The sequence below is a fragment of the Aeromicrobium phoceense genome (genome assembly GCF_013868155.1).
Classification (GTDB): Bacteria; Actinomycetota; Actinomycetes; order Propionibacteriales; family Nocardioidaceae; genus Aeromicrobium; species Aeromicrobium phoceense.
The window spans coordinates 272,819-296,377 of record NZ_JACEOG010000002.1; the positions used below are offsets into that span (position 1 = coordinate 272,819).

The 23,559-nt window shown below is 71.2% G+C and carries 29 protein-coding genes and 1 tRNA gene; 22 read left to right on the plus strand and 8 right to left on the minus strand.

Annotated elements, in window-relative coordinates; translation table 11 throughout:
- Position 1: 1 nt before the first annotated feature.
- From H1W00_RS14610 to H1W00_RS14620, 3 genes are read left to right on the plus strand one after another with little or no spacing between them, the layout of a single operon-like run.
- A complete protein-coding gene (locus H1W00_RS14610; protein ID WP_181756554.1) occupies positions 2-211 on the plus strand; it encodes a helix-turn-helix domain-containing protein in 210 nt (69 codons plus the stop codon).
- The gene (locus H1W00_RS14615; protein ID WP_181756555.1) at positions 211-741 is read left to right on the plus strand and encodes a Clp protease N-terminal domain-containing protein; all 531 of its coding nucleotides are present in this window, start codon (positions 211-213) and stop codon (positions 739-741) included. Before H1W00_RS14610 ends, H1W00_RS14615 begins: the two co-directional genes overlap by 1 nt.
- A gap of 38 nt (positions 742-779) precedes the next feature.
- Positions 780-1,046 carry a hypothetical protein gene (locus H1W00_RS14620; protein ID WP_181756556.1) on the plus strand — a complete coding sequence of 89 codons (267 nt, stop codon included), beginning with the start codon at positions 780-782 and terminating at the stop codon, positions 1,044-1,046.
- Here the strand turns inward: H1W00_RS14620 and H1W00_RS14625 are convergent.
- The 6 genes from H1W00_RS14625 to H1W00_RS14650 all read right to left on the minus strand — a co-directional run bounded on the left by H1W00_RS14625 (position 1,039) and on the right by H1W00_RS14650 (position 5,217).
- A complete protein-coding gene (locus tag H1W00_RS14625; protein ID WP_241733212.1) occupies positions 1,039-2,073 on the minus strand; it encodes a GNAT family N-acetyltransferase in 1,035 nt (344 codons plus the stop codon). The genes H1W00_RS14620 and H1W00_RS14625 overlap by 8 nt on opposite strands.
- A 62-nt stretch (positions 2,074-2,135) precedes the next feature.
- Positions 2,136-2,984, minus strand: a complete 849-nt coding sequence (locus tag H1W00_RS14630; protein ID WP_181756558.1) for an ABC transporter permease — start codon at positions 2,982-2,984, stop codon at positions 2,136-2,138.
- The gene (locus tag H1W00_RS14635; RefSeq protein WP_338072920.1) at positions 2,981-3,901 is read right to left on the minus strand and encodes an ABC transporter ATP-binding protein; all 921 of its coding nucleotides are present in this window, start codon (positions 3,899-3,901) and stop codon (positions 2,981-2,983) included. The genes H1W00_RS14630 and H1W00_RS14635 overlap by 4 nt, the downstream gene beginning before the upstream one ends.
- A 72-nt stretch (positions 3,902-3,973) precedes the next feature.
- Positions 3,974-4,603: a hypothetical protein gene (locus tag H1W00_RS14640; protein WP_181756559.1), complete on the minus strand. Its 630-nt coding sequence runs from the start codon at positions 4,601-4,603 to the stop codon at positions 3,974-3,976.
- Positions 4,600-5,043: a MarR family transcriptional regulator gene (locus H1W00_RS14645; RefSeq protein ID WP_206680090.1), complete on the minus strand. Its 444-nt coding sequence runs from the start codon at positions 5,041-5,043 to the stop codon at positions 4,600-4,602. The genes H1W00_RS14640 and H1W00_RS14645 overlap by 4 nt, the downstream gene beginning before the upstream one ends.
- A 102-nt stretch (positions 5,044-5,145) precedes the next feature.
- Positions 5,146-5,217 (minus strand) — tRNA-Arg (locus tag H1W00_RS14650).
- Between the two features lie 57 nt (positions 5,218-5,274).
- Here H1W00_RS14650 and H1W00_RS14655 point away from each other — a divergent pair.
- The 8 genes from H1W00_RS14655 (at position 5,275) to H1W00_RS14690 (ending at position 14,818) form a co-directional block, all read left to right on the plus strand.
- Positions 5,275-5,655 carry a response regulator gene (locus H1W00_RS14655; protein ID WP_181756560.1) on the plus strand — a complete coding sequence of 127 codons (381 nt, stop codon included), beginning with the start codon at positions 5,275-5,277 and terminating at the stop codon, positions 5,653-5,655.
- Positions 5,656-5,677: 22 nt separating this feature from the next.
- Positions 5,678-7,339, plus strand: a complete 1,662-nt coding sequence (gene argS, locus H1W00_RS14660) for an arginine--tRNA ligase (RefSeq protein ID WP_181756561.1) — start codon at positions 5,678-5,680, stop codon at positions 7,337-7,339.
- A complete protein-coding gene (lysA, locus tag H1W00_RS14665; protein ID WP_206680091.1) occupies positions 7,339-8,736 on the plus strand; it encodes a diaminopimelate decarboxylase in 1,398 nt (465 codons plus the stop codon). Before argS ends, lysA begins: the two co-directional genes overlap by 1 nt.
- Before the next feature lie 79 nt (positions 8,737-8,815).
- The gene (locus tag H1W00_RS14670; protein WP_181756563.1) at positions 8,816-10,123 is read left to right on the plus strand and encodes a homoserine dehydrogenase; all 1,308 of its coding nucleotides are present in this window, start codon (positions 8,816-8,818) and stop codon (positions 10,121-10,123) included.
- Positions 10,123-11,187, plus strand: coding sequence for a threonine synthase (gene thrC / locus H1W00_RS14675; protein ID WP_181756564.1), 1,065 nt, complete (start codon positions 10,123-10,125; stop codon positions 11,185-11,187). Before H1W00_RS14670 ends, thrC begins: the two co-directional genes overlap by 1 nt.
- Positions 11,184-12,062 carry a homoserine kinase gene (gene thrB, locus H1W00_RS14680; RefSeq protein ID WP_181756565.1) on the plus strand — a complete coding sequence of 293 codons (879 nt, stop codon included), beginning with the start codon at positions 11,184-11,186 and terminating at the stop codon, positions 12,060-12,062. Before thrC ends, thrB begins: the two co-directional genes overlap by 4 nt.
- Before the next feature lie 158 nt (positions 12,063-12,220).
- Positions 12,221-14,248, plus strand: coding sequence for a transcription termination factor Rho (rho, locus tag H1W00_RS14685; protein WP_181756566.1), 2,028 nt, complete (start codon positions 12,221-12,223; stop codon positions 14,246-14,248).
- 87 nt (positions 14,249-14,335) lie between these two features.
- Positions 14,336-14,818, plus strand: a complete 483-nt coding sequence (locus H1W00_RS14690; protein WP_181756567.1) for a glutathione peroxidase — start codon at positions 14,336-14,338, stop codon at positions 14,816-14,818.
- 10 nt (positions 14,819-14,828) lie between these two features.
- Here the strand turns inward: H1W00_RS14690 and H1W00_RS14695 are convergent, their stop codons facing one another.
- Positions 14,829-15,146 carry a hypothetical protein gene (locus H1W00_RS14695; RefSeq protein ID WP_181756568.1) on the minus strand — a complete coding sequence of 106 codons (318 nt, stop codon included), beginning with the start codon at positions 15,144-15,146 and terminating at the stop codon, positions 14,829-14,831.
- Positions 15,147-15,301: 155 nt separating this feature from the next.
- Between H1W00_RS14695 and rpmE the strand changes: the two genes are divergently transcribed.
- The 3 genes from rpmE (at position 15,302) to prmC (ending at position 17,493) form a co-directional block, all read left to right on the plus strand.
- Positions 15,302-15,508 carry a 50S ribosomal protein L31 gene (gene rpmE, locus H1W00_RS14700; RefSeq protein ID WP_078700513.1) on the plus strand — a complete coding sequence of 69 codons (207 nt, stop codon included), beginning with the start codon at positions 15,302-15,304 and terminating at the stop codon, positions 15,506-15,508.
- A gap of 81 nt (positions 15,509-15,589) precedes the next feature.
- Positions 15,590-16,654: a peptide chain release factor 1 gene (gene prfA / locus H1W00_RS14705; protein ID WP_181756569.1), complete on the plus strand. Its 1,065-nt coding sequence runs from the start codon at positions 15,590-15,592 to the stop codon at positions 16,652-16,654.
- A complete protein-coding gene (gene prmC / locus H1W00_RS14710) occupies positions 16,651-17,493 on the plus strand; it encodes a peptide chain release factor N(5)-glutamine methyltransferase (RefSeq protein WP_181756570.1) in 843 nt (280 codons plus the stop codon). The genes prfA and prmC overlap by 4 nt, the downstream gene beginning before the upstream one ends.
- A 40-nt stretch (positions 17,494-17,533) precedes the next feature.
- Here the strand turns inward: prmC and H1W00_RS14715 are convergent, their stop codons facing one another.
- Positions 17,534-18,403, minus strand: a complete 870-nt coding sequence (locus tag H1W00_RS14715) for a DMT family transporter (protein ID WP_181756571.1) — start codon at positions 18,401-18,403, stop codon at positions 17,534-17,536.
- Between the two features lie 112 nt (positions 18,404-18,515).
- On the opposite strand from H1W00_RS14715, the gene H1W00_RS14720 reads away from it, so the two are divergent.
- The 8 genes from H1W00_RS14720 (at position 18,516) to H1W00_RS14755 (ending at position 23,554) form a co-directional block, all read left to right on the plus strand.
- Entirely contained in the window at positions 18,516-19,169 is a 654-nt protein-coding gene (locus H1W00_RS14720) for an L-threonylcarbamoyladenylate synthase (protein WP_181756572.1), read from the plus strand.
- Complete coding sequence (locus tag H1W00_RS14725) at positions 19,162-20,286, plus strand: MraY family glycosyltransferase (protein ID WP_181756573.1); 1,125 nt, start codon at positions 19,162-19,164, stop codon at positions 20,284-20,286. The genes H1W00_RS14720 and H1W00_RS14725 overlap by 8 nt, the downstream gene beginning before the upstream one ends.
- Complete coding sequence (locus H1W00_RS14730; protein ID WP_181756574.1) at positions 20,283-20,714, plus strand: Cg1360 family ATP-synthase-associated protein; 432 nt, start codon at positions 20,283-20,285, stop codon at positions 20,712-20,714. Before H1W00_RS14725 ends, H1W00_RS14730 begins: the two co-directional genes overlap by 4 nt.
- A gap of 110 nt (positions 20,715-20,824) precedes the next feature.
- The gene (locus H1W00_RS14735; RefSeq protein ID WP_153303013.1) at positions 20,825-21,016 is read left to right on the plus strand and encodes a hypothetical protein; all 192 of its coding nucleotides are present in this window, start codon (positions 20,825-20,827) and stop codon (positions 21,014-21,016) included.
- Between the two features lie 73 nt (positions 21,017-21,089).
- A complete protein-coding gene (gene atpB / locus H1W00_RS14740; protein ID WP_181756575.1) occupies positions 21,090-21,896 on the plus strand; it encodes a F0F1 ATP synthase subunit A in 807 nt (268 codons plus the stop codon).
- Between the two features lie 107 nt (positions 21,897-22,003).
- Complete coding sequence (atpE, locus tag H1W00_RS14745) at positions 22,004-22,189, plus strand: ATP synthase F0 subunit C (protein ID WP_049798293.1); 186 nt, start codon at positions 22,004-22,006, stop codon at positions 22,187-22,189.
- 19 nt (positions 22,190-22,208) lie between these two features.
- Positions 22,209-22,751 (plus strand): F0F1 ATP synthase subunit B, encoded by a 543-nt coding sequence (locus tag H1W00_RS14750; protein WP_181756576.1) that lies wholly within the window; start codon positions 22,209-22,211, stop codon positions 22,749-22,751.
- The gene (locus H1W00_RS14755; protein ID WP_181756577.1) at positions 22,751-23,554 is read left to right on the plus strand and encodes a F0F1 ATP synthase subunit delta; all 804 of its coding nucleotides are present in this window, start codon (positions 22,751-22,753) and stop codon (positions 23,552-23,554) included. The genes H1W00_RS14750 and H1W00_RS14755 overlap by 1 nt, the downstream gene beginning before the upstream one ends.
- Positions 23,555-23,559 lie beyond the last annotated feature (5 nt).

Consider the following 23,559-nt stretch of genomic DNA (forward strand, 5'->3'; position numbering starts at 1 on the left):
CATGACGCATTCCGCACTGGTGGACTCCGCAGCGGGCGATGACCCGGCTGTCGGGCTGCGGGCGGTGAGGTCGCTGCGCGAGCTCGCCGACCGGCTCGAGTCGCTCCAGGTCGCCCGGGCCCGACAGCTCGGCTGGTCCTGGCAGGAGGTCGCCGAGGCTCTCGGCGTCAGCAAGCAGGCGGTCCACAAGAAGCACGGCAGGAGCAAGTGATGTTCGAGAAGTTCTCCCACGAGGCCCGCACCGCCGTCGTCGCCGCACAGGAGGTCGCGCGGGAGTCGGCCACCCGCCGGATCGACACGCGCCACCTGCTCGTCGCCCTGACGCGAGCCCAGGGTCCGGCCCGCACGGCGCTCGAGGCGTCGGGGGTCGACGTCGCCGGGCTGTCTGCCCGGGCACTCGCCGATCTCCGGTCCGGCGGTCTCGATGCCGACGCGCTCGCGGGCATCGGCATCGACCTGGAGGCGGTGCGCCGTGAGGCGGAGCGGACCTTCGGGGCTGATGCGCTGGAGCGTGCGGGACGCGCTCGCGGCGGCCACATTCCGTTCGCGCCGGAGGCGAAGAAGGCGCTCGAGCTCGCTCTGCGCGAGGCCATCCGGCTGAAGCAGAAGCGGATCGACGGGGGACACCTGCTGCTCGGCATCCTGCGCGCGGACTGCGCCGGACGCGCCCTCCTCGTGGAAGCCGGCGTCGACACGGGCGCCCTCCGGACGGCGATCGAGGGCCGGCGCAGCGCCGCCTGAGTCGTGCGGGACTTCGTCGGCTTCGCGAGGATGGGCGCGTGACGGTGTACCTGGCGTGGACCGCGGCGCAGCTGGACGATCTCGACGGCCCGTGGCAGGAGGCGCGTCCGATCGCGCCGGGCCTGCTGCTCATCGAGAGCACCGAGACGCTCTCGGTGGTCTACCACGCGCTGAAGTGGTCGCTGCCCGGCGACGAGGCGCTCATCGTGACCCCGGTCGACCGCACTCCGAAGTCTCGGGGGATGGCGCCGGGGACGACCACGTGGCTGCGGGAGCGGACGAGTCCGGGCGGGTCCGTCAGCTGAGGTCGAGGTCCTTGAACCAGGACTCGGTGACGTAGTCGGTCTCCCAGCCCAGCGAGCGGTACAGCTCGTCGGCCTTGGTGGGGGAGTCGGCATCGACCTCGAGGGACACCCGATCCCGACCGCTGCGGGCCGCATCGGCGATCACGGTGGCCAGCAACGACTTCGCCACCCCTCGTCCGCGTGCCGCCCGGTTCACGCCGATGTACTCCACGTAGGTGCCCGGGGTGCCGCCCTCGGGGGCCGCGCTCGACGAGCACACCACGGTGCCCGCCGGCACGTGATGGCCGCCGTCGGTGTCGACGTACGCGAGCCACCAGTGGTCCCAGCTGTGGCCGGGATCCTCCCGCAGTCGCTGGACGAACTCCGAGAAGCTCTCGCGGTAGGAGTTGAAGTGGTCCTGGAACGAGGTCTCGAGCATCTGGTGCACGACCTGCAGGTCCGCCGCGACGGGCATCCCGTTCTCGTGCCGCTCGACCGGCCGGACGGTGACGCCGGCGCGGGGCTCGAGCGAGGCCTCGTCCGCGGTGACGGGGCGCTCCATGTGCAGCCACGTGCGGCGCTTGGCGTAGCCCGCCTGCCTCAGCCAGCCGGCCTGGCGCGTGTCACCGGCGAAGGGACTCTCGTCGAGCCGGGTGGCGGTGACGCCGCGGAAGCGGGCCATCGCGACGGCGGCATCCTCCGCCCAGGCGTAGAACGCCTTTGCGATCGCGTCGATCTGCTCCACGTCGCGGTCGAAGTATCCCCAGATCAGCGCACGCCCGGCGGCCCGGTCGTGCACCGTGATCCACGCGCGCGGCACGTCGTCGTCACCCACGGCGACGAGCTGCCGGCGGGTCCAGCTCGCCTGCCCCGCCACCTCGGACTCGATCCCCGCGGGATCGACGTGTGCCTCGCCCGTTCCCTGCAGCTCGTCGAGCCGTCGCAGGGCGACCAGGGCGTCGATGTCGGCGTAGCCGGGAACCCGTGCGCGCCACGGCTCCGGGAGGTTGGGAAGGTCCTGGTGGGTCGCGCTCGTGGTGTCGGGCATCGGGACCATTGTGGTGGAAACGGCGCGAGGCGTCGCCTCCGCCCCGACGTGCCGCCCCGAGCTCAGACCCGCGTGAGGGCCTTGTCGCGGCGCGCCGCCACGGCCGATCCGGACTCCCGGCGGGCCATGCGCTGCAGCAGTCGCGGAGCCAGGACCATCCCGATCACGGCCCACACCGTCAGCACCGCGACCGCCTGCCAGACCCGCCATTCCCCGCCGGGTTCGAGGGTGGCGGCCCAGTCGGGGAGCAGCGCCGCGCGCATCCCGGCCGCGAGCCAGTGCAGCGGGAAGAGCTGCCCGACGACCTCCACCCAGCGCGGCAATCCACCCGTGCTGAAGATCCCCGAGGCGTAGACGAGGGCGCCGATGACGACCATGCCCCAGCCGCCCACCGAGCGGGGGTTCTTGAAGATCGAGCCCAGCACGAAGCCGATCGGCGCGCAGGCCAGCAGGCCCAGCACGATCAGCGCCACGACGCCGAGGAGTCCCGGCACGCCGCGATGCCAGAGGCCGTCCACGAGAGCCGTGGCGGCCGCGAGGATGATCGCGGAGCCGAAGATCGTCTCGTACGTCACCCGCGCGGACTGTCCCACGACATAGCCGCGCATGCCGCGCGGGACACTCTTCGCGCGCAGCAGGGTGCCGTCCTCGCGCTCGGTCACGACCACCGTGGCCAGCCCGTAGGCCGCGCCGAAGACCACCATCATCGCGAGCGCGTTGGGCACGATGAAGTGGGCCACGCTGATGTCGGCGTCCTCGATCATGTTGTCGCGGTTGAGGTACAGCACGACCGCGAGGATCCCGTTGAGGAGCACGTAGTACATCAGGTCCTCGGGGGCGCGGAGGCTGTTGCGGAACTCGATCCAGCCGCGCCGCATCCCGGAGCGGACGGCGACGTCGACGGTGCTCACGCGACCACCTCCCGCGGCTCGTCGGACTGCTCGTGCCGGGCCACCATGGCCAGGTAGGTGTCCTCGAGGGTCGACCGGCGGACCTCGAGGTCGGTGATCCCGTCGGGGTGACGTGCGAGGAGGTCGCGCACGAAGTCGGTGCCGTCGGCGGTGGTGTGCACGTGGGCCTCGCCGTGATGGGTCCACCGCACCTCGGTGGTGCCCGAGATCTGCTCGGCGAGGGAGGCCGCGCTGCCGTCGGCCACGATGCGTCCGTGGTTCAGGATGAGGATCCGGTCGGCGAGCTTCTCCGCCTCGTTCAGGTCGTGCGTCGTCAGCAGGATGGTGGTGTCCTCGAGGTCGCTGAGCCGGCGCACGAGGGCGTGGAAGTCCCGGCGGGCCACGGGGTCGAAGCCGACCGTCGGCTCGTCGAGGAACAGCATCTCCGGGCGGCCGACGATGCCGATCGCGACGTCCAGCCGGCGCCGCTGGCCGCCCGAGAGCGACTTGACCTTCGCGCTGGCCTGGGCCGTCAGGCCGACCCGGTCCAGCAGCTCGTCCGTGTCGTAGGGGCGCGGGTGGTCGGGCGTGGCGTACGGCGCGTAGTACGAGCCGAACTGCTCGAGCAGCTCGCGCACCTGCCAGCGGCCATGGTCGCGCCACGACTGCAGCACCACGCCGACCCGCGAGCGCCACGCCTCGTCGGCCGTGAGCGGCGACTCGCCGAGGACGCGCACCTCGCCGTCGGACGGCTTGCGGAACCCCTCGAGGATCTCGATCGTGGTGGTCTTCCCGGCGCCGTTGGGGCCCAGCAGGGCCACCACCTCGCCGCGGCGCACCTCGAAGTCCAGGCCCTTGAGGACCTCCCGAGGCCCGTAGGACATGCGGAGTCCGGACGCGGTGACGACCGCGGGCTGCTGCGACGGGTCTGGATCCACGGGCTCGCTCTCGACGGGGGAGGTTCGTCCGAACCTAATGCCGCCGCGGCGCCCGCAACAAGGACCCGCGGCTCACGGGCGAGTGGAGATCAGCGGTGCGATCTCGCGAGCGACGTCGCGCGGCGCGTCGACCCAGAAGCCCACCCGGTCCGCGACGAGCTCGCCCTTGGACGAGCGCAGCGTGGTGACACCCGTGAGCTCGAGCTCGAGGTTGGTGCGGCCGCTCACGCCGAGCAGCAGCAGGTCGTCCTCGTGGTGCACGGAGCGGATCGTCCCCGGCATCTCGTGCTCGACGAGCCGGCACCCCGCCACCGCGGAGAGCGGGACGTCGACCCAGGTGCGGGCGCCGCAGCGCAGCCGCAGCCGGTCGTCGTGCAGCAGGTGCGGGCGGACCCGGTAGGACGCCAGCAGCCCGAGCATCCACAGGACGCCCCAGACGCCGAGCACGAGCAACGGAAGCCGGATGGCGTCGGCCCACGCGGCATCGACGTGGCGCAGCACCAGCTCGACCGCGACGGTCTCGGTGGCCGAGCCGAAGATCCACAGCCACAGCATCGGGCCGACGAGCTGCGCGTAGCCGATCGGCGTCGCACCGGCCGGCACGTCCGGACGGCGGGCGATCCAGCGGACGAGGGAGCGGTAGAGGGCGAGCTCCAGCAGCAGCGCCTCCCGCGCCAGGCCGAGCAGCCGCCGGGTGGTCACGTGCTTTCCTGCATGAGTCGCAGGAAGGTCGCGATGGTCTCGTCGAGCGTGGACTCGAACGCGGCCAGCCTGCGCTCGGGAACGTCGCCGAAGAGCTGCCGCGCGAGATTGGCATGGCTCTCACGGAGGTCGCGGATCGTCCGTTCGCCGACCTCGGTCGGGGTCACCAGGATGGCGCGGCGGTCGGTGGGGTGCGGCTCGCGGGTGACGTGTCCCGAGGCGACCAGGCCGTCCACGAGCCCGGTGACGTTCCGCGGCGTCACCTCCAGAGCGGCGGCGAGCGCCTGCTGCGTGCTGGGGCCGGACAGGCCGAGCATCCAGAGCACGTGGGTGCGGGCCGTGGTGAGTCCCGACTCCCGCTCGAACCGGCTCAGGTCGGCCGCCATCAGCGACGAGAGGTGCAGCAGCTTGTCGAGCACGGTCGCCGGTTCGCGGGTCACATCGTGAGTCTACTTCACCATGTACCACGTTCACGAATCGCGATTGGATTGGGAAAAAGCAGAAGGTCCGCCCTCGACGGACGGACCTCGGTGGTGCCAGCGTGCCCCCGGCAGGATTCGAACCTGCGCTCCCGCCTCCGGAGGGCGGTGCTCTATCCCCTGAGCTACGGGGGCCGCTCGCGGTGTGGGATACCGCGGGGACCAACGGTAGCGCACGAGTAGGTTGTAGCCGTGCCCCCCACCGTGCTGGTCGTCGACGACACGGCGTCCATTCGCTTCCTGATCCGCACCAACCTCGAACTGGCAGGCTTCGACGTGATCGAGGCGGAGGACGGACAGGACTGTCTCGACGTCCTCGCGTCCCTCGACGAGCTGCCGGGCCTCATCACGATGGACATGATGATGCCGCGCATGGACGGCGTCACCGCCATCACGCGCATCCGGGCCGATGCGCGTTACGCGGGCGTGGGGCTGGTCATGGTGTCCACCCAGAGCCAGCAGATCGACCTCAACCGCGCCGCGGCGGCCGGCGTCGACGACTACGTCACGAAGCCGTTCGACCCGGACACGCTCGTCGCGACCGTGCGCCGGGTCCTCGAATCCCGGCAGTAGCCCACGCAGATAGGCTGTGCCGGTGACCCCCGACCAGCTTTCCGACGCCATCGTCGCCGCCCTGACGTCCCTCGTGGACGCGGGCCGCGTGACCCTTCCCGACCCGGTCCCCGCCCAGGTCCGCGTCGAGCGACCGAAGGTCAAGGAGCACGGCGACTACGCCACGAACATCGCGATGCAGCTGGGCAAGAAGGCCGGCATGAACCCGCGCGCGTTCGCCGAGCTGCTCGCCGCCGAGCTGGCCGCGTCCGACGGCATCGCCGGCGCCGAGGTGGCCGGCCCCGGCTTCCTCAACATCCGTGTCGCTGCGGGTGCCCAGGGCGAGATCGCGCGCCACGTCCTCGAGGCGGGGGAGGCCTACGGCTACGCGCCGCCCTCCGGCCGCAAGGTCGACATGGAGTTCATCAGCGCCAACCCTACGGGTCCGCTGCACCTCGGTCACACCCGCTGGGCGGCCGTCGGCGACGCGATCGGCCGCGTGATGGCGGCGGCGGGCGACGAGGTCACCCGTGAGTTCTACATCAACGACCGCGGCAACCAGATGGACAAGTTCGGTGCCTCCCTGATGGCGCGGGCCCACGGCCAGGAGCCGCCCGAGGACGGCTACCTGGGCGCCTACGTCGCCGACCTCGCCGCCCGGATCGTCGAGGACGCCCCTTCGATCATGAGCCTGCCCGAGGACGAGCAGCTGGTGGCCTTCCGCGAGGCCGGCTACACGCTGCAGCTGGGCGAGCACCAGTCCGAGCTGGCCGAGTTCAACACCCACTTCGACGTCTGGTTCTCCGAGCGCTCGCTGCACGAGTCCGACGCCGTCGAGCGCGGCATGGTCAAGTTGCGCGAGCAGGGCCGGCTGTTCGAGTCCGAGGGCGCCACGTGGATGCGCACCACCGACTTCGGCGACGACAAGGACCGGGTGCTGCTGCGCGGCAACGGCGAGCTCACCTACTTCGCGTCCGACACGGCCTACTACGTCGACAAGCGCGACCGCGGCTTCGACACCTGCATCTACCTGCTCGGCGCCGACCACCACGGCTACGTCGGGCGCCTCAACGCGATGGCGGCCTGCGTCGGCGACACCCCGGGCGAGCAGATCGAGGTCCTCATCGGCCAGCTCGTGAAGATCATGCAGGACGGCAAGGAGCTCAAGCTCAGCAAGCGCGCGGGCACGATCGTGTCGCTGCGCGAGCTGATCGACCTCATCGGCGTCGACCCGCTGCGGTACACGCTGATCCGGTACCCGGCCGACTCGCCGCTCACGCTCGACGTCGCCGAGATGACGCGCAAGAGCAACGACAACCCCGTCTACTACGTGCAGTACGCGCACGCCCGGCTGTCGTCGATCATCCGCAACGGCGCCGACCTGGGCCTGACCGCCGACCTCGACCGGTTCGACCCGTCGCTGCTCGTCGAGGACCGCGCCGGCGACCTGCTGCGCGCCCTGGCGGAGTTTCCGCGGGTCGTGGCGCGCGCCGCCGAGCTGCGCGAGCCGCACCGGGTCGCCCGGTACCTCGAGGACACGGCCTCCACGTTCCACAAGTTCTACGACGTCTGCCGGGTCCTCCCGCAGGGCGACGAGGAGCCCACGGACACCCACCGCGCCCGGCTCGTGCTGGTCGCGGCCACGCGCCAGGTGGTCGCCACCGGGCTCGACCTGCTGGGCGTCTCGGCGCCGGAACGGATGTGATGATGCGATCGCACGAGGCAGGCGCCCTGCACGGTCAGGCCGGCACCCGTGGCCCCGAGTGGCTGCGCGAGCCCGACGACTCCAACGAGCTCGTGCCGCACCTGTGGTCGGCCAACGTCAGCAAGATCGACGGCGTGCTCACGATCGCGGGGGAGCCGGCCACGGACCTGGCGCAGGAGTTCGGCACCCCGCTCTACGTCGTCGACGAGGACGACTTCCGGGCGCGGGCCCGCGGCTTCCGCGAGGCGTTCCCCGACGCCGACGTCTACTACGCCGGCAAGGCGTTCCTGTGCGTCGCCACGGCTCGTTGGATCGCCGAGGAGGGCCTCAACCTCGACGTGTGCACCGGGGGAGAGCTGGCGGTCGCGCTGCGCGCCGGGTTCCCGCCCGCCCGCATCGGCCACCACGGCAACAACAAGTCCGTCGCCGAGCTGCGCCGGGCCCTCGAGGTCGGCGTCGGCCGCATCGTCATCGACTCGTTCGAGGAGATCGACCGGCTCGCCGCCCTCAGTGCCGAGCTCGACGTGCGCGCGCCCGTGATGGTGCGGGTCACCGCCGGCGTCGAGGCGCACACGCACGAGTACATCTCCACCTCGCACGAGGACCAGAAGTTCGGCTTCTCCATCTCCGACGGCGCCGCGCTCGAGGCCGTCCGCCGGGTACTGGCCGCCGACGGGCTGGAGTTCCTCGGTCTCCACTCGCACATCGGCTCGCAGATCTTCGTCACCGACGGCTTCGAGGTCGCCGCGCGGCGCGTGCTGCGCCTGCACGAGCAGATCGCCCGCGAGCTCGGCGTCACCGCGCCCGAGCTCGACCTCGGCGGCGGCTTCGGCATCGCGTACACGACGCAGGACGACCCCCGGCCCGCCGAGGACCTGGGCCGCGAGATCGTGAAGATCGTCACCGACGAGTGCGCCGCCCTGAAGATCGACGTGCCCCAGCTGTCGATCGAGCCCGGCCGCGCGATCGCCGGGCCCTCCACCTTCACGCTCTACGAGGTGGGCACCACCAAGGCCGTGGGCCTCGACGGCGGCGGCTCGCGGATGTACGTCTCGGTCGACGGCGGCATGAGCGACAACATCCGCCCCGCGCTCTACGGCGCCGACTACTCGTGCACCCTCGCGTCGCGCGAGTCCGAGGCCCGCCCAGTGCTCGCCCGCGTCGTGGGCAAGCACTGCGAGTCCGGCGACATCGTGGTGAAGTCCGAGTTCCTGCCCTCGGACATCGCCGCGGGCGACCTGCTGGCCGTGCCGGGCACGGGGGCCTACTGCCGCTCGCTGGCCAGCAACTACAACCACGTGCCGCGCGCGGCGGTCGTGGCCGTGCGCGACGGCGAGGCGCGCCTCATCCTGCGCCGCGAGACCGAGGACGACCTGCTCGCCCTCGACGTCGAGTGACCTGACGCCCTCCCCGCGCCGATCGGCGCAGGCGCGGACAGGGGCACGAGCGGCAGCGCGTCGCCGCTAGTCTTGCCCGGTGACCACGTCCGCTCCCGCCCGCCCGATCCGCATCGCGATGCTCGGCTGTGGTGTCGTCGGCACCGAGGTCGCCCGGTTCCTCCTGCGCGACGCCGAGGAGCTCGGCCGCCGCGTCGGTGCACCGGTCGAGCTGGTCGGGATCGCCGTCCGTCGCCTCGAGCGCACGCGCAGCCTCGACATCCCCTCCGAGCTGTTCACCACCGACGCCAAGGCCCTCGTCACCCGGGGCGACCTCGACGTCGTCATCGAGGTCATCGGCGGCATCGAGCCCGCCCGCGAGCTCATCCTGGCCGCCCTCGAGAGCGGCGCGTCGGTCGTCACCGCGAACAAGGCCCTGCTGGCCGAGGACGGCGACACCCTCTACGAGGCGGCGGTCAAGGCCGAGCGCGACCTCTACTACGAGGCCGCCGTCGCCGGTGCCATCCCGATCGTCCGCCCGTTGCGCGAGTCGCTCGCCGGCGACCGGGTCGAGCGGGTGCTCGGCATCGTCAACGGCACCACCAACTTCATCCTCGACGCCATGACCACCACGGGCGCGGGCTTCGACGACGCGCTCGACGAGGCCCAGCGCCTCGGGTTCGCCGAGGCCGATCCCACCGCCGACGTGGAGGGCTTCGACGCCGCCGCCAAGGCCGCGATCCTGGCCGGTCTGGCGTTCCACACACGCGTCACCATCGCCGACGTCCACCGCGAGGGCATCACCGAGGTCACCGCCGCCGACGTGGCGTCGGCCTCCGAGATCGGCTCGGTCGTCAAGCTGCTGGCGATCTGCGAGATCGACCCCGAGGGCACCGCGGTGTCCGTGCGCGTCCACCCCGCGATGATCCCGGCCACGCATCCGCTGGCCAGCGTCCGCGGCGCCTACAACGCCGTCTTCGTCGAGAGCGAGGCCGCCGGCCAGCTCATGTTCTACGGGCCCGGCGCCGGCGGTGCACCCACCGCGAGCGCGGTCCTCGGCGACGTCGTCACCGTGGCCCGCCATCGCGTCGACGGCGTCTTCGGCCCCGGCGAGACCGTGCACGCCCAGGTGGAGGTGCTCGACATCGGCCGGGCCCGCACGCGGTACCACGTCCAGATCGACGTCGAGGACCGTCCGGGTGTGCTGGCCGCCGTCGCGGAGGCGTTCGCCGTCCACGACGTCTCGATCAAGACGGTCCGCCAGGAGGGCCGCGGCGGCGACGCCCAGCTCGTCGTCGTCACCCATGAGGCCGACGACGCCGCACTCGCGGCGACGGTGCGTCAGCTCCGCGACCTCGAAATGGTGCGCGGGGTCTCGTCGGTCATGCGAGTCGAAGGAGTGTCGTGATGGCCAGCCCGTGGCGCGGAGTCATCGAGGAGTACCGGGACCGGATCCCGCTCGAGCCGGGCGCGACCGTCGTGTCGCTGGGGGAGGGCGGCACGCCGCTCATCCACTCGGCGTGGCTGTCCGGCCTCGTCGCCGGCGACGTCTGGGTGAAGGTCGAGGGGAACAACCCCACCGGCTCCTTCAAGGACCGCGGCATGACCACGGCGATCTCCGCCGCGGTGGCCGAGGGCGCCAAGGCCGTCGTGTGCGCCTCCACCGGCAACACCTCGGCGTCGATGACGGCCTATGCCGCGCGCGCAGGGCTCACCCCGATCGTGCTCGTGCCCCAGGGCAAGATCGCGGCCGGGAAGATGGCCCAGGCGGTCATGCACGGCGGTGACATCATCCAGGTCCGCGGCAACTTCGACGACTGCCTGAACATGTCGCGCGGGCTGGCCAAGGAGTACCCCGTCGCGCTGGTCAACTCGGTCAACCCGATGCGCCTCGAAGGTCAGAAGACCGCCTCGTTCGAGATCGTCGACGTGCTCGGCCGGGCGCCCGACATCCACGTCCTCCCGGTCGGCAACGCCGGCAACATCAGCGCGTACTGGAAGGGCTTCGTGGAGTACCACGAGTCCGGCGACGCCTCCTCGCGTCCGCGGATGTGGGGCTTCCAGGCCGCCGGCGCCGCGCCGCTCGTGCGGGGCGAGATCGTCACCCACCCCGAGACCATCGCCACCGCGATCCGGATCGGCAACCCGGCCTCGTGGACGCTGGCCGAGAACGCCCGCGACGAGTCGGGCGGCCGGATCGACGCCGTCAGCGACGAGCAGATCCTGCACGCCCAGCGCGAGCTCGGGCGCCACGAGGGCATCTTCGTCGAGCCCGCGTCCGCCGCGGGCGTCGCCGGTCTGCTTGCCGCCGTCCAGGCGGGGGAGGTGCCGACCGGCCTGACGATCACGGTCACCGTCACCGGGCACGGCCTGAAGGACATCGACACGCCGCTGTCGCAGATCGGCTCGATCGTCGACACGGTCGTCGACGCCGACGTGCACGCGGCCGCCGAGGCAGCCGGGCTCGCATGACCTTCGTCGACGTGCCGGTGACCGTCCGGGTCCCGGCCACCAGCGCCAATCTCGGACCCGGCTTCGACTCCCTCGGGATGGCGCTGTCCTGGTACGACGAGGTCACGGCCGAGGTCACCACCTCGGGCCTGACGTTCGACATCGAGGGCGAGGGTGCCGACGAGGTCCCGCGCGACGAGACGCACCTGCTGTACCGCGCGATGGACGCCGCGTTCGACCTCCTCGGCGAGAAGCCGGCGGGCCTGCACCTGACGTGCCGCAACACGATTCCCCACGGCCGCGGCCTTGGCTCCTCGGCCGCGGCGATCGCCGCGGGCGTCGTGCTCGCCCGCGCCCTGGTCGTCGGCGGCGACGAGCGCGTCGACGACACCACGCTCTTCGGCCTGGCCACCGATCTCGAGGGTCACCCCGACAACGTCGCACCGGCGCTGTTCGGCGGCTTCACCATCTCGTGGATCGAGGGCGCCGCGGCCGAGACGCTGCGGCTCGACGTCGAGGCCGACGTCACCGTGTTCGTCCCGCCGGAGCCGGTCGCCACCTCCGTGGCCCGCGGCCTGCTGCCCGAGCAGGTCCCGCACGGGGACGCCTCCTTCAACGCCGGGCGCACGGCCCTGCTGGTGGCGGCACTCACCTCCGCGCCCGAGCGGCTGATCTCGGCCACCGAGGACCGGTTGCACCAGCCGTACCGCGCCGAGGCGATGCCCGACTCCTACAAGTTGGTCCGCCAGCTGCGTGTCGAGGGCGTGCCCGCGGTCATCTCCGGAGCCGGCCCGACGGTGCTGGCATTCGCGCACGGACTCGAGGCCTGGAGCCCGGCCGGATGGGCTCGACGCGAACTGCGCGTGTCGCCCGAAGGCGTGCACTTCCGGTCCTGAGTGCGTGTTACAGTGAAGTTGTCGGAGTCGAGTCTCTCTCCCCGACACCATGCCACCTCTCAGCCCGTCGGATACGGGCGAACCTGAACGAGACGCGACGTCGGCCAACCCGATAGGCGCCCACCCAGGAAGCGTGGCCTCCCGAAAAAGGACAACGTGTGACGGAATCAACCACGGTCGATCCCACGCCCGCGGACGGTGCCGACAAGGCCCCCGCGAAGGCCCCCCGCAAGACCGGGGGAGCGCTCGGCGGAAAGGTGATCGCCGAACTCCAGGAGATCGCCGCCGGCCTCGGCATCGAGGGTGCCGCCAAGATGCGCAAGGGTCAGCTGATCGACGCCATCAAGACCGCCCGCGGTGACGCGAAGCCGGTCGAGGCGCCCCGTGCCAGCCAGGACAGCCAGGACACGCTCATCGACGTGCCGGCCGAGACCACGACCAAGGCCAGGACGACGAAGCGCCCGGCGCGCGCCAGCCGCGCCGCCGGTGCCCCCAAGTCCTCCGCGCCGGTCGAGCAGGCCGAGACGCGCGAGAGCGACGCCGCCGAGACCGCCGGGCCGGCCGAGACGTCCGACCAGGGCGAGACCCGTCGCGACCGCTCGCAGGGCGAGAAGCAGTCCGACCAGGCTCAGGGCGACCGCTCGCAGGGTGAGAAGCAGGCCGAGAAGGGCCAGGGCGACCGCTCGCGCGGCGAGAAGCAGGCCGACAAGGGTCAGGACGACCGCTCGCGCGGCGAGAAGCAGGCCGACAAGGGCCAGGAGGATCGTCGCGACCGCGAGTCCGGCGACCGCGAGGGCAACCGCGGCCAGGGCCGCCAGGATCGCCAGGGCGGCAACCAGAACCGCCAGGACCGCCAGGATCGCCAGGACCGCCAGGGCGGCGGCCAGCGCACCCAGGGTGGCGGCCAGAACCGCGATCAGAGCCGCGACCAGAACCGTGACCAGGACGAGGACGGCGGACGCCGTCGCAACCGTCGCGGCCGCAACCGCGGCGGCAGCACGGGCCGCGGCCTCGAGGACAACCCCACCTTCACCGAGGACGACGTCCTGGTGCCGGCCGCGGGCATCCTCGACATCCACGACAACTACGCGTTCGTGCGCACCACGGGCTACCTGCCCAGCGAGAACGACGTCTACGTCTCGATGGCGCTCGTGCGCAAGCTCGGCCTGCGCCGCGGTGACGCGATCACCGGCCAGGTGCGCCAGCCCCGTGAGGGCGAGCGCAAGGAGAAGTTCAACCCGATGGTCAAGGTCGACTCGGTCAACGGGTCGGACGCCGACGAGGCCAAGCGCCGCGTCGACTTCTCCAAGCTGACGCCGCTGTACCCCTCGGAGCGCCTGCGCCTCGAGGGCCAGGCCGGTGGCCTGACGGGCCGCGTCATCGACCTCGTCTCGCCGATCGGCAAGGGCCAGCGCGGCCTCATCGTCTCGCCGCCCAAGGCGGGCAAGACGATGGTGATGCAGCAGGTCGCCAACGCGATCACCGAGAACAACCCCGAGTGCCACCTGATGATCGTCCTGGTGGACGAGCGTCCGGAGGAGGTCACCGACTTCCAGCGCACCGTCAAGGGCGAGGTCATCGCCTCCACGTTCGACCGTCCGGCCTCCGACCACACCACCGTGGCCGAGCTGGCGATCGAGCGCGCCAAGCGCCTCGTCGAGCTGGGCCACGACGTGGTCGTGCTGCTCGACGGCATCACCCGCCTGGGCCGGGCCTACAACCTGGCCGCGCCCGCCTCCGGACGCATCATGTCCGGCGGCGTCGACTCCTCGGCGCTGTACCCGCCGAAGAAGTTCTTCGGCGCGGCGCGCAACATCGAGGACGGCGGCTCGCTGACCATCCTGGCGACCGCGCTGATCGAGACCGGCTCGCGCATGGACGAGGTCATCTTCGAGGAGTTCAAGGGCACCGGAAACTGGGAGCTGCGCCTGCGCCGCGAGTTCGCGGACAAGCGGATCTTCCCGGCGATCGACGTCGACGCCTCCAGCACCCGCCGCGAGGAGCTGCTCATGGCTCGCGACGAGCTGGCCATCGTGTGGAAGCTGCGCCGCCTGCTCTCGGGCCTCGACGGCCAGCAGGGCCTCGAGCTCATCCTGGGCAAGCTCAAGAAGACGCAGAACAACGTCGAGTTCCTCATGGAGATCAACAAGACGATGCCCGGCGGTGCGAGCAACGGCGAGAACTGATCGCCGGCGGCCGCCGCGCCGCACCTGCTGAGCCTCGAAGGCCCGGTTCCCGCAAGGGGGCCGGGCCTTCGTCGCTAGGCTCGCCACATGACCACCGCCTGGGACTTCAGCGCCACCACGATCGACGGCATGGAGCAGCAGCTCGCCGACTACCGCGGCAAGGTCGCGCTCGTCGTCAACACCGCCTCGCAGTGTGGCTTCACGCCGCAGTACGGACCCCTGCAGGACCTCTACGACACCTACGCCGATCGCGGCTTCGTCGTGCTGGGCTTCCCGTGCGACCAGTTCGGCGGTCAGGAGCCGGGCGCCGAGGACGAGATCGCCACGTTCTGCGAGTCGCAGTTCGGCGTGCAGTTCCCGATGTTCTCCAAGGTGAAGGTCAACGGCTCGGACGCCCACCCGCTCTTCCAGTGGCTGAAGTCGGAGAAGAAGGGCGTCCTCGGGGGTGCGATCAAGTGGAACTTCACCAAGTTCCTGGTCGACACCGAGGGCACGGTGGTCAAGCGCTACGGCTCGACGACGAGCCCCGAGGACATCGCGAAGGACATCGAGGCGCTGCTTCCGGCCTGATCGCTGCCGGTCAGGAGCCGCTGGGGTCCTTGCGGCGCCGTCCGACCTGCTTGTCGTCGCCGGGCAGGATCGTGCGACGGGCGACGGGGCGCTGCTCGTTGCGCAGCGTCGTGTCCTCCTCGGTGAGGATGCGCCGGGCGCTGGTGGCCGTGATGATCGAGACGATCGTGAGGATGACCCACGCCAGCGCGGCGACGAGTCCGACGGCCGCGATCACGGTGATGGCACGGCTGCGGCCGTACTCGGTGGCGATGTAGACCCCGGCGCCGCCGATCACGAGGAGCATCACCAGCGTGATGGCAATGGTCTTGAGTCTCCCGGTCCCCATGAGGGTCATAGTAGGCGGTGCCTCGGGATTTGAGGACAGGGGAACACCCCGGGCCCGATTTGGGTTATACAAGGTGCCACTGGCAGAATCAATCCTTGGTTCCGGTTCACGGTCCGCACCCGCGTCCCGACCCGGCGACCCCACGAGAGGACATCATGAAGAAGGACATCCACCCCGCGTACGTGGAGACCCAGGTCACCTGCACCTGCGGCAACTCGTTCACCACCCGCAGCACGGCCACCGAGGGCTCCCTCCGCGCCGATGTCTGCTCGGCCTGCCACCCGTTCTACACGGGCAAGCAGAAGATCCTCGACACCGGCGGCCGCGTCGCCCGGTTCGAGAAGCGCTACGGCAAGAAGTAGGACTTCTCCGGCGCCGGTCGCTCTGATGGAGCGACCGGCGCCGTTGTCGTGTCCGGGCACCCGAGCGCAGGAGGTGACGACGTGTTCGAAGCAGTCGAGTCGTTGATCGGCGAGCACGCCGAGGTCGAGCAGCAGCTGGCCGACCCCGCCGTGCACTCCGACGCGCGCCGCGCCCGCGACCTCGGACGCCGGTACGCCGAGCTGACGGCGATCATCCGCGTCTACCGCGAGTGGCTGGACGCCGGCGAGGACCTCGTGGCTGCGCAGGAGCTGCACATGACCGAGGAGGCGGCCGACCTCGAACGCCGCGTCCCCGAGCTCGCCGAGCGCCTCGAGCGCATGCTCGTCCCGCGCGATCCCGCCGACGGCAAGGACGTGATCCTCGAGATCAAGGGTGGCGAGGGCGGTGACGAGTCGGCGCTGTTCGCCGCCGACCTGATGCGGATGTACTCGCGCTTCGCCGAGCGGCACGGGTGGAAGGTCGACGTGCTCGACTGCACCGAGACCGCGCTCGGCGGCTACAAGTCGGTCACCGCCGCGGTGAAGGCGAAGGGCACCCCCGAGCCGGGGGAGGCGCCCTACGCGAAGCTCAAGTTCGAGGGCGGCGTGCACCGCGTCCAACGCGTTCCCGTCACCGAGTCGCAGGGGCGCATCCACACGTCGGCCGCCGGTGTCCTGGTGCTGCCCGAGGCCGAGGACGTCGACGTCCAGGTCAACGACAACGACCTGCGGATCGACGTCTTCCGCTCGTCCGGACCGGGCGGGCAGAGCGTCAACACCACCGACTCGGCCGTGCGGATCACGCACCTGCCCACCGGGATCGTCGTGAGCTGCCAGAACGAGAAGTCGCAGCTGCAGAACAAGGAGCAGGCGATGCGCATCCTGCGCTCCCGCCTGCTCGACGCGGCGCAGGCCGAGGCCGACGCCGCGGCCTCCGACGCGCGCCGCTCGCAGGTGCGCACGGTCGACCGCTCCGAGCGGGTGCGCACCTACAACTTCCCCGAGAACCGGATCTCGGACCACCGCACGGGGTTCAAGGCCTACAACCTCGACCAGGTCATCGACGGCGCACTCGACGACGTGATCGGCTCGCTGGTCGAGGCCGACCTGGCCGACCGACTCGCGGCCCTCGAGGACCGCCCGTGAGCACCCGCCGCCTGCTGGAGGAGGCCGCCGCCACGCTCGAGCAGGGTGGGGTCGGGTCCCCGCGCCACGACGCCGAGGTGCTCCTGAGTCACGTCACCGGCACGCCGCGGGCGCTGCTCACGCTCACCGCGCGCGTCGACGACGTCCAGCGCCGCACCTACCTCGAGATGATCGCGGCTCGCGCCCGCCGGGTCCCGCTGCAGCACATCACCGGCACGGCCGCCTTCCGCTACGTCGACGTCGAGGTGGGTCCTGGCGTCTTCGTGCCACGCCCCGAGACCGAGCTCCTCGCGGGGTGGGCGATCGACGCCGCGCGCGAGGTCCTGCAGCAGGGGCTCCCGCCCGTCGTCGTTGAGCTGTGCGCCGGCTCCGGCGCGATCTCGCTCTCGGTGGTGCACGAGGTGCCCGAGGCGCGGGTGCACGCCGTCGAGCTCGACGAGTCCGCCCACGGTTGGGCGATGCAGAACCTCGACGGCACGGGGGTCGACCTGCGTCGCGGCGACATGGCCGACGCGTTCCCCGAGCTCGACGGCACGGTGGACGTCGTGGTGGTGAACCCGCCCTACATCCCGCTCGACGCATGGGAGTCGGTGGCGCCGGAGGCCCGCGACCACGACCCGCAGCTCGCGCTGTGGTCGGGCGACGACGGCCTCGACGCGATGCGCGTGGTCGAGCAGGTGGCCTGGCGGCTGCTGCGCTCCGGCGGGGTCGTCGGTGCCGAGCACGCCGACGCGCAGGGCGAGAGCGCCCCGGCCGTCTTCACCTCGCGCTGGGCCGAGGTCCGCGACCACGCCGACCTCGCCGACCGGCCCCGCTTCGTCACCGCCCGCCGCCCCTGATTCCACCCACTGCCACTCGCGAGGCCGGGGGAGCGGGGAGTCAGGCGACGCGCGCGCGGGGGCCGGCGTCGGCGATGCGGTAGAGGCCCCACGCGATGCCGACGAGGCCGATCGCCTGCAGCGCCAGCGTCCCCGGCGACGTGGGCAGCGACTCCTGGAACAGCACCGACCCGAGCACGATCGACAGCAGCACGGAGGTCACGTTCAGCACGGGCATGGAGTGCGAGAGGCGCGACAACTGGTAGGCCCGCTGGTTGAGCGACATCGCCAGGAACGCGCACGACAGCAGCACCCAGGGCGACCAGGTGCCGAGGAACCCCGGGACGCCGTGCGTGCTGATCGCCTCACCCACGACCTTCATGAGGCAGGCGGTGATGCCGAAGAGCATGCCGGCGGTCATCCCGAGCACGAACGCCGCCATGCCGCGTCGGGGCAGATCGTTGGCGAACCGGGTCACCACCAGCGCGATCACCACGCCGGTGCCGGCCACCGCGAGCATCCAGGAGGTCGGCGCGGTCGCGCCCTCGTGGCTGGTGTCCGCGACCGAGACCACGGCGATCAGCGAGGCGATCGTGACGGTGACTCCCACGAGCTCGTTCCGGCTCGGCCACCGGCGGTCCAGCGACGATCGAACGACGACCGCGAGGACCACGCCCAGCAGGATGATCGGCTGGACCAGCGAGAGGGTGCCGAGGTTGAGCGCGACCGCGTGCAGCAGCCACGCCATCAGGCCGATGGTGCTCCCCGCGAGCCAGCGCGGGCTGCGCAGCAGCTGCAGCAGCACGAGGAGGGGGTGCGTGACGGTGAGGTGGACGCGTCCGGCGGCCAGGTGCTGGAAGGAGGTCGAGAACGCGAAGCCGAGCGCGGAGCCCAGGGCGAACAGCGCGGCCAGCGTCGGGGACGGGGTCATGGGGTCACGACGGTCGGGACCGGCCTGGAGGAACGCATCCTGACGATTCTAACGATCCGTCTCCCGGCAGCCGACGCCGTGGGTGCCGGTGTCGACCCCTAACCTTGGGGTCATGAGGTTCGACTGCGCGACGGAACTCGACCGCGGCGTCGAGGCGGCTGTCTCGGCACTGCGCGATGGCGCGCTGGTGGTCCTGCCGACCGACACGGTCTACGGGATCGCGGCCGACGCCTTCGACCCCTCGGCCGTCGCCCGCCTGCTCGAGGCCAAGGGCCGCGGGCGCGACATGCCGCCGCCGGTCCTCATCGCCGACCCGGTCACCCTCGACGCGCTGGTGGCCGAGCGTCCCGCCGCGTGGCTGCAGACGATGCTCGCGGACCTCTGGCCCGGCCCGCTCACGGTCGTCTTCCGGGCGCAGCCGTCGCTCACCTGGGACCTGGGGGAGACCCACGGGACCGTCGCGGTCCGCGTCCCCGACGACGAGCGCACGCGTGCCGTGCTGCGCCAGTCCGGACCCAGTGCCGTCAGCAGCGCCAACCTGAGCGGGCAGCCGGCGGCCACCACGGTCGACGAGGCCGAGGCGATGCTCGGCGACTCCGTGCGGGTGTACCTCGACGGCGGACCGTCGGCCGGCTCCACGCCGTCCACGATCCTCGACGTCACCGGCCCGGTGCCGCGCGTGCTGCGCGAGGGCGCGATCGACCTGGCCACCCTCCACGGCTTCAACAACACGATCGAGCCCGCCGGCGGTGGAGCCGGTGCGTGAGTACCTCGTCATCTTCGGCGTCGCGATCGGCGTGGCCTACCTGCTGTCGTCGATCGCGCGGCAGACCGCCCAGCAGCTCGGCGCCGTCGCCCAGGTGCGCGACCGCGACGTGCACGCGATCCCCACGCCGTACTTCGGCGGGCCGGCGATGCTCGGCGGCCTCGTCGCGGCCTACCTGACCGCCACCCACCTGCCCTTCCTGTCCGGCGGCGACCCGTCGCTGTTCGCCGACGTCCGCGCCGTGCTGGTGGGCGCCTGCGTCATCTGCCTGGTGGGCATCATCGACGACATCTTCGAGCTCGACGCGCTGAGCAAGTTCGCCGGGCAGGTCCTGGCGGGCGTCATCACGGTCGCCATGGGCCTGCACTTCGTCTACCTGCCGCTGCCCAACACCTACCTCGGGCTCGACCAGGCCCAGGCGATGATCCTCACGGTCTTCCTCATCGTCGCCACGGCCAACGCCATGAACTTCGTCGACGGGCTCGACGGACTGGCCGCCGGCATGGCGGCCATCGGGTCGATCGCCTTCTTCGTCTACGCCTTCGTCCTGGCAGTGGAGAACGGCGAGACCCGCGCGGTCGCAGCCGCGATCCTGACCATCGCTCTCGCGGGCGCGTGCCTGGGAATCCTGCCGCACAACTTCTTCCCGGCCCGGATGTTCATCGGCGACTCGGGCTCGATGCTGCTGGGCTTCGTCCTCGCCTGCTCCTCGATCAGCCTCACCGGCCAGTTCCCCGCCACGAGCCTGTCCGAGGGCATCGGCGGCGCCGACTCGAGCCTGCTGCCGGCGGCGATCCTGCCGCTCGTCCTGCCGTTCGCGGTCCTCATGGTGCCGTTCCTGGACATGGGCCTGGCGGTGCTGCGCCGCACCCGAGCGGGCCGGTCGCCGTTCAGCCCTGACAAGATGCACATCCACCACCGGCTGCTCGAGATCGGGCACTCGCACCGGCGCGCCGTCCTGTTGATGTACGCCGCCGCGGCCCTGGTCGCCTTCGGCGTCGTGGCCATCGGACTGTTCAGCGGCTGGCAGCTCTTCGTGGTGATCGCACTGCTCACCGCCCTGGTGACCGCGGCGATCTTCCTCCTGCCCCGACTCGAGTCGAAGGTGTGGTCGTGAGCCCGCGTCGCTGGGCCCTGCGCGCCGGCCTGGCCACCATCGCGGTGTGCACGGTCGTGGCGGGCCTCGTGGTCGGCACCGAAGGCGTGGTGGGCGCCCTGATCGGCGGGGTCATCGTGCTGGGGTTCTTCGGTGCGACCCCCACCGTGCTCGGCCCGGTCGCCAAGGCCACGCCTGCGCTGTCCTTGATGTTCGCGATGATCTTCTTCCTCACCAAGGTCGTCGCCCTGTTCGCGCTCTTCGTGGTCCTGCGGCGCTCGGCCGGCGAATCCGGTCCGATCGACGCCGAGTCGGTGTCGGTCACCGTGATCGCCACCACGATGGTGTGGCTCGGCGCCCGGGTCCTCGACGCCACCCGGGAGCGAACCCCGATCTACGACCTGCCCGAGCAGAAGCCCGCCGAACCGGGCGAAACGCCTCGGGACTGAACGTTCCGGGCGCTCGTACGGGGCGCCCGCGCGGGGCCGCGCCGACGAAGTGAAAAGTTTCACGACCTGCCTGCAGCGGCTGCAAACGTCCCTGATAGATTCGGGGTGCAATGAACGACGCACCCCCACCGCAGGACCCGTGGGTCGCCTTCGGTCGTGTGGCCGGGGGAGTGATCTTCTACGGTGGAGCAGGGTTCCTGCTCGACCGATGGTGGGACACGTCGTTCATGGTCGCCATCGGCGTGGTGGTGGGTGCCGCACTGGGCATCTACACCGTCGCGATGGCGCAACGCGAGAGCTGATCCGCGTGAACTGCCGACCGACGTCGGGGCCGACAGGGGCTCGACGCCACAGAAGGGTGATCGATTGTCCGCCGTGACGACCACCGTGCTGAACGCCGCCTCGGACTCCGAGGGCGGCTTCGCCGCTCCGGGACCTGGCAGCTTCGAACTCCCGCCGGTCTTCCACATCGGTGACCTCGGTGTCACGAAGCCGATGCTCCTGCTGGCGCTCTCCGTGCCGCTGATCGTGGGCTTCTTCTGGGCCGCGTCCAAGCGCCAGGCCGTCGTGCCGGGCCGCCTGCAGTTCGCCGGCGAGTACGTCTACGGGTTCGTGCGCAACGGCGTCGCTCGGGACTCGATCGGCTCGCACGACTTCCTCAAGTTCGTGCCCCTGCTCTTCACGCTGTTCACCTTCGTCCTGGTGAACAACTACTTCAGCCTCATCCCGTTCCTGCAGTTCCCGTCGTTCTCCCGGTTCGGCTTCGTCGTCCCGATCGCCCTGCTGGTGTGGGTCATCTACAACGGCGTCGGCATCGCAAAGCACGGCTTCGGCGGCTACCTGCGCCACGTCTGCATCCCCGGCGGCATCACCGGCCCGATCCTGGCGCTGATCATTCCGCTGGAGTTCCTCTCCACGATCTTGGTCCGCCCGGCCACGCTGGCACTGCGTCTCTTCGCCAACATGTTCGCCGGCCACCTGCTGCTGATCCTGTTCGCCACGGGCGCTGCCTACCTCATCCTCGACTCCGGCAACCCCTGGTACGCGCCGGTCGGCGTGCTGTCCTTCCTGATGGGCGTCGCCGTGAGCTTCCTCGAGCTGCTGGTGCTGTTCCTGCAGGCCTACGTCTTCACCCTGCTGTCCGCGATGTACATCGGCGGGGCACTCGCCGACGAGCACTGATCGTCGGTCACAACTCCATAACCCTCAGTTTTCGCTAACCGACGGCGCTCGTGCGTCGTCAACGAAAGGAAAAACCCGTGGATCTCGAAACCCTCGGCTCCCTGAACATGATCGGCTACGGCCTGGCGGCCGTGGGCCCCGGCATCGGCATCGGTCTGATCTTCGCCGCGTACATCAACGGCGTGGCCCGCCAGCCCGAGGCCCAGAGCCGCCTCCAGTCGATCGCGATCCTCGGCTTCGCCCTGGCCGAGGCCCTGGCCATCATCGGCATCGCGCTCGCCTTCGTCCTCTGACAACGTCAGGAACTGACTGATGTACTCCACGATTCTCGCCACGGCTGCCGAAGGCGAGGAGCACAACCCGCTGGTGCCGATCCTCTCTGAGGTCGTGCTGTCGCTGGTCGTCTTCGCGATTCTGTACTTCCTCGTGAGGAAGTACGTCGTTCCCAACTTCGAGAAGGCCTACGCCGAGCGCACGGCCGCGATCGAGGGCGGGATCGAGGAGGCGCAGTCGGCGCAGAAGGAAGCCCAGGCCGCGCTCGAGCAGTACACCGCGCAGCTGGCCGACGCCCGGCACGAGGCCGCCGCCATCCGTGAGGAGGCGCGCGAGCAGGGTGCCCAGATCGTCGTCGAGATGCGCGAGCAGGCTCAGGCCGAGTCCGCGCGCATCGTCTCGGCGGCGCAGGCCCAGATCGCTGCCGAGCGCCAGCAGGCGATCGCGCAGCTCAAGTCCGAGGTCGGCGGCATGGCCACCGAGCTCGCGGGCCGGATCGTCGGCGAGTCCCTCGCCGACACCGACGCGCAGCGTCGTTCCGTCCAGCGCTTCATCGACGAACTCGAGGGGTCGGCCAACTGATGCGTGGATCGTCTGCCAAGTCGCTCGACGACACCCTGACCGCGGTCGCCGCGGTCCCGGGTGCGTCGGCGGCCCAGGTCGGCGCCGAGCTCTTCGGCATCGTCTCGGCGCTCGACTCGGCCGTGGCCGCCCGACGCGTTCTGACCGATCCGTCGACCGAGGCCGAGGGCAAGCGCACGCTCGCCGCCGGCATCTTCGAGGGCAAGGTCGCCGCGGACACGCTCACGGTGCTCTCCAGCGCCGTCAGCGGTCGCTGGGCCGCTGGGCGTGACCTGACCGACGGTCTCGAGATCGCCGGCGTCGCGGCCTACACCCGCGCCGCCGACGAGGCCGGCCAGGGCGACATCCTGGAGAACGAGCTGTTCGAGGCCGGACGGGTCATCCACGACTCCGACGAGCTCCGACGGGTCGTCTCCGACCGGTCGGTCCCGGCCTCGGCCCGCACCACGTTGCTCCAGGACGTGTTCCGCGGCAAGGTCTCCGACTCGACCCTGGCCCTGCTCTCGCAGGCAGCGGTGGCTCGCACCGGTTCGTTCGAGCGGGTCCTGGAGGCGTTCAGCCGCCAGGTCGCCGCACGTGAGGACCGGCTCGTCGCCGTGGCTCGCGTCGCGTACGACCTCGACGACACCGAGCGTCAGCGACTCACCGATGCGCTCTCGCGGCGCTACGGACGGGAGATCCAGCTCAACACCGTGGTCGATCCGTCCGTCATCGGCGGCATCGCCGTCTCCGTGGGCGACGAGGTCGTCGACGCCACCATGTCCACCCGCCTCGAGGCCGCACGCCGGCGCATCGCAGGCTGACCAGA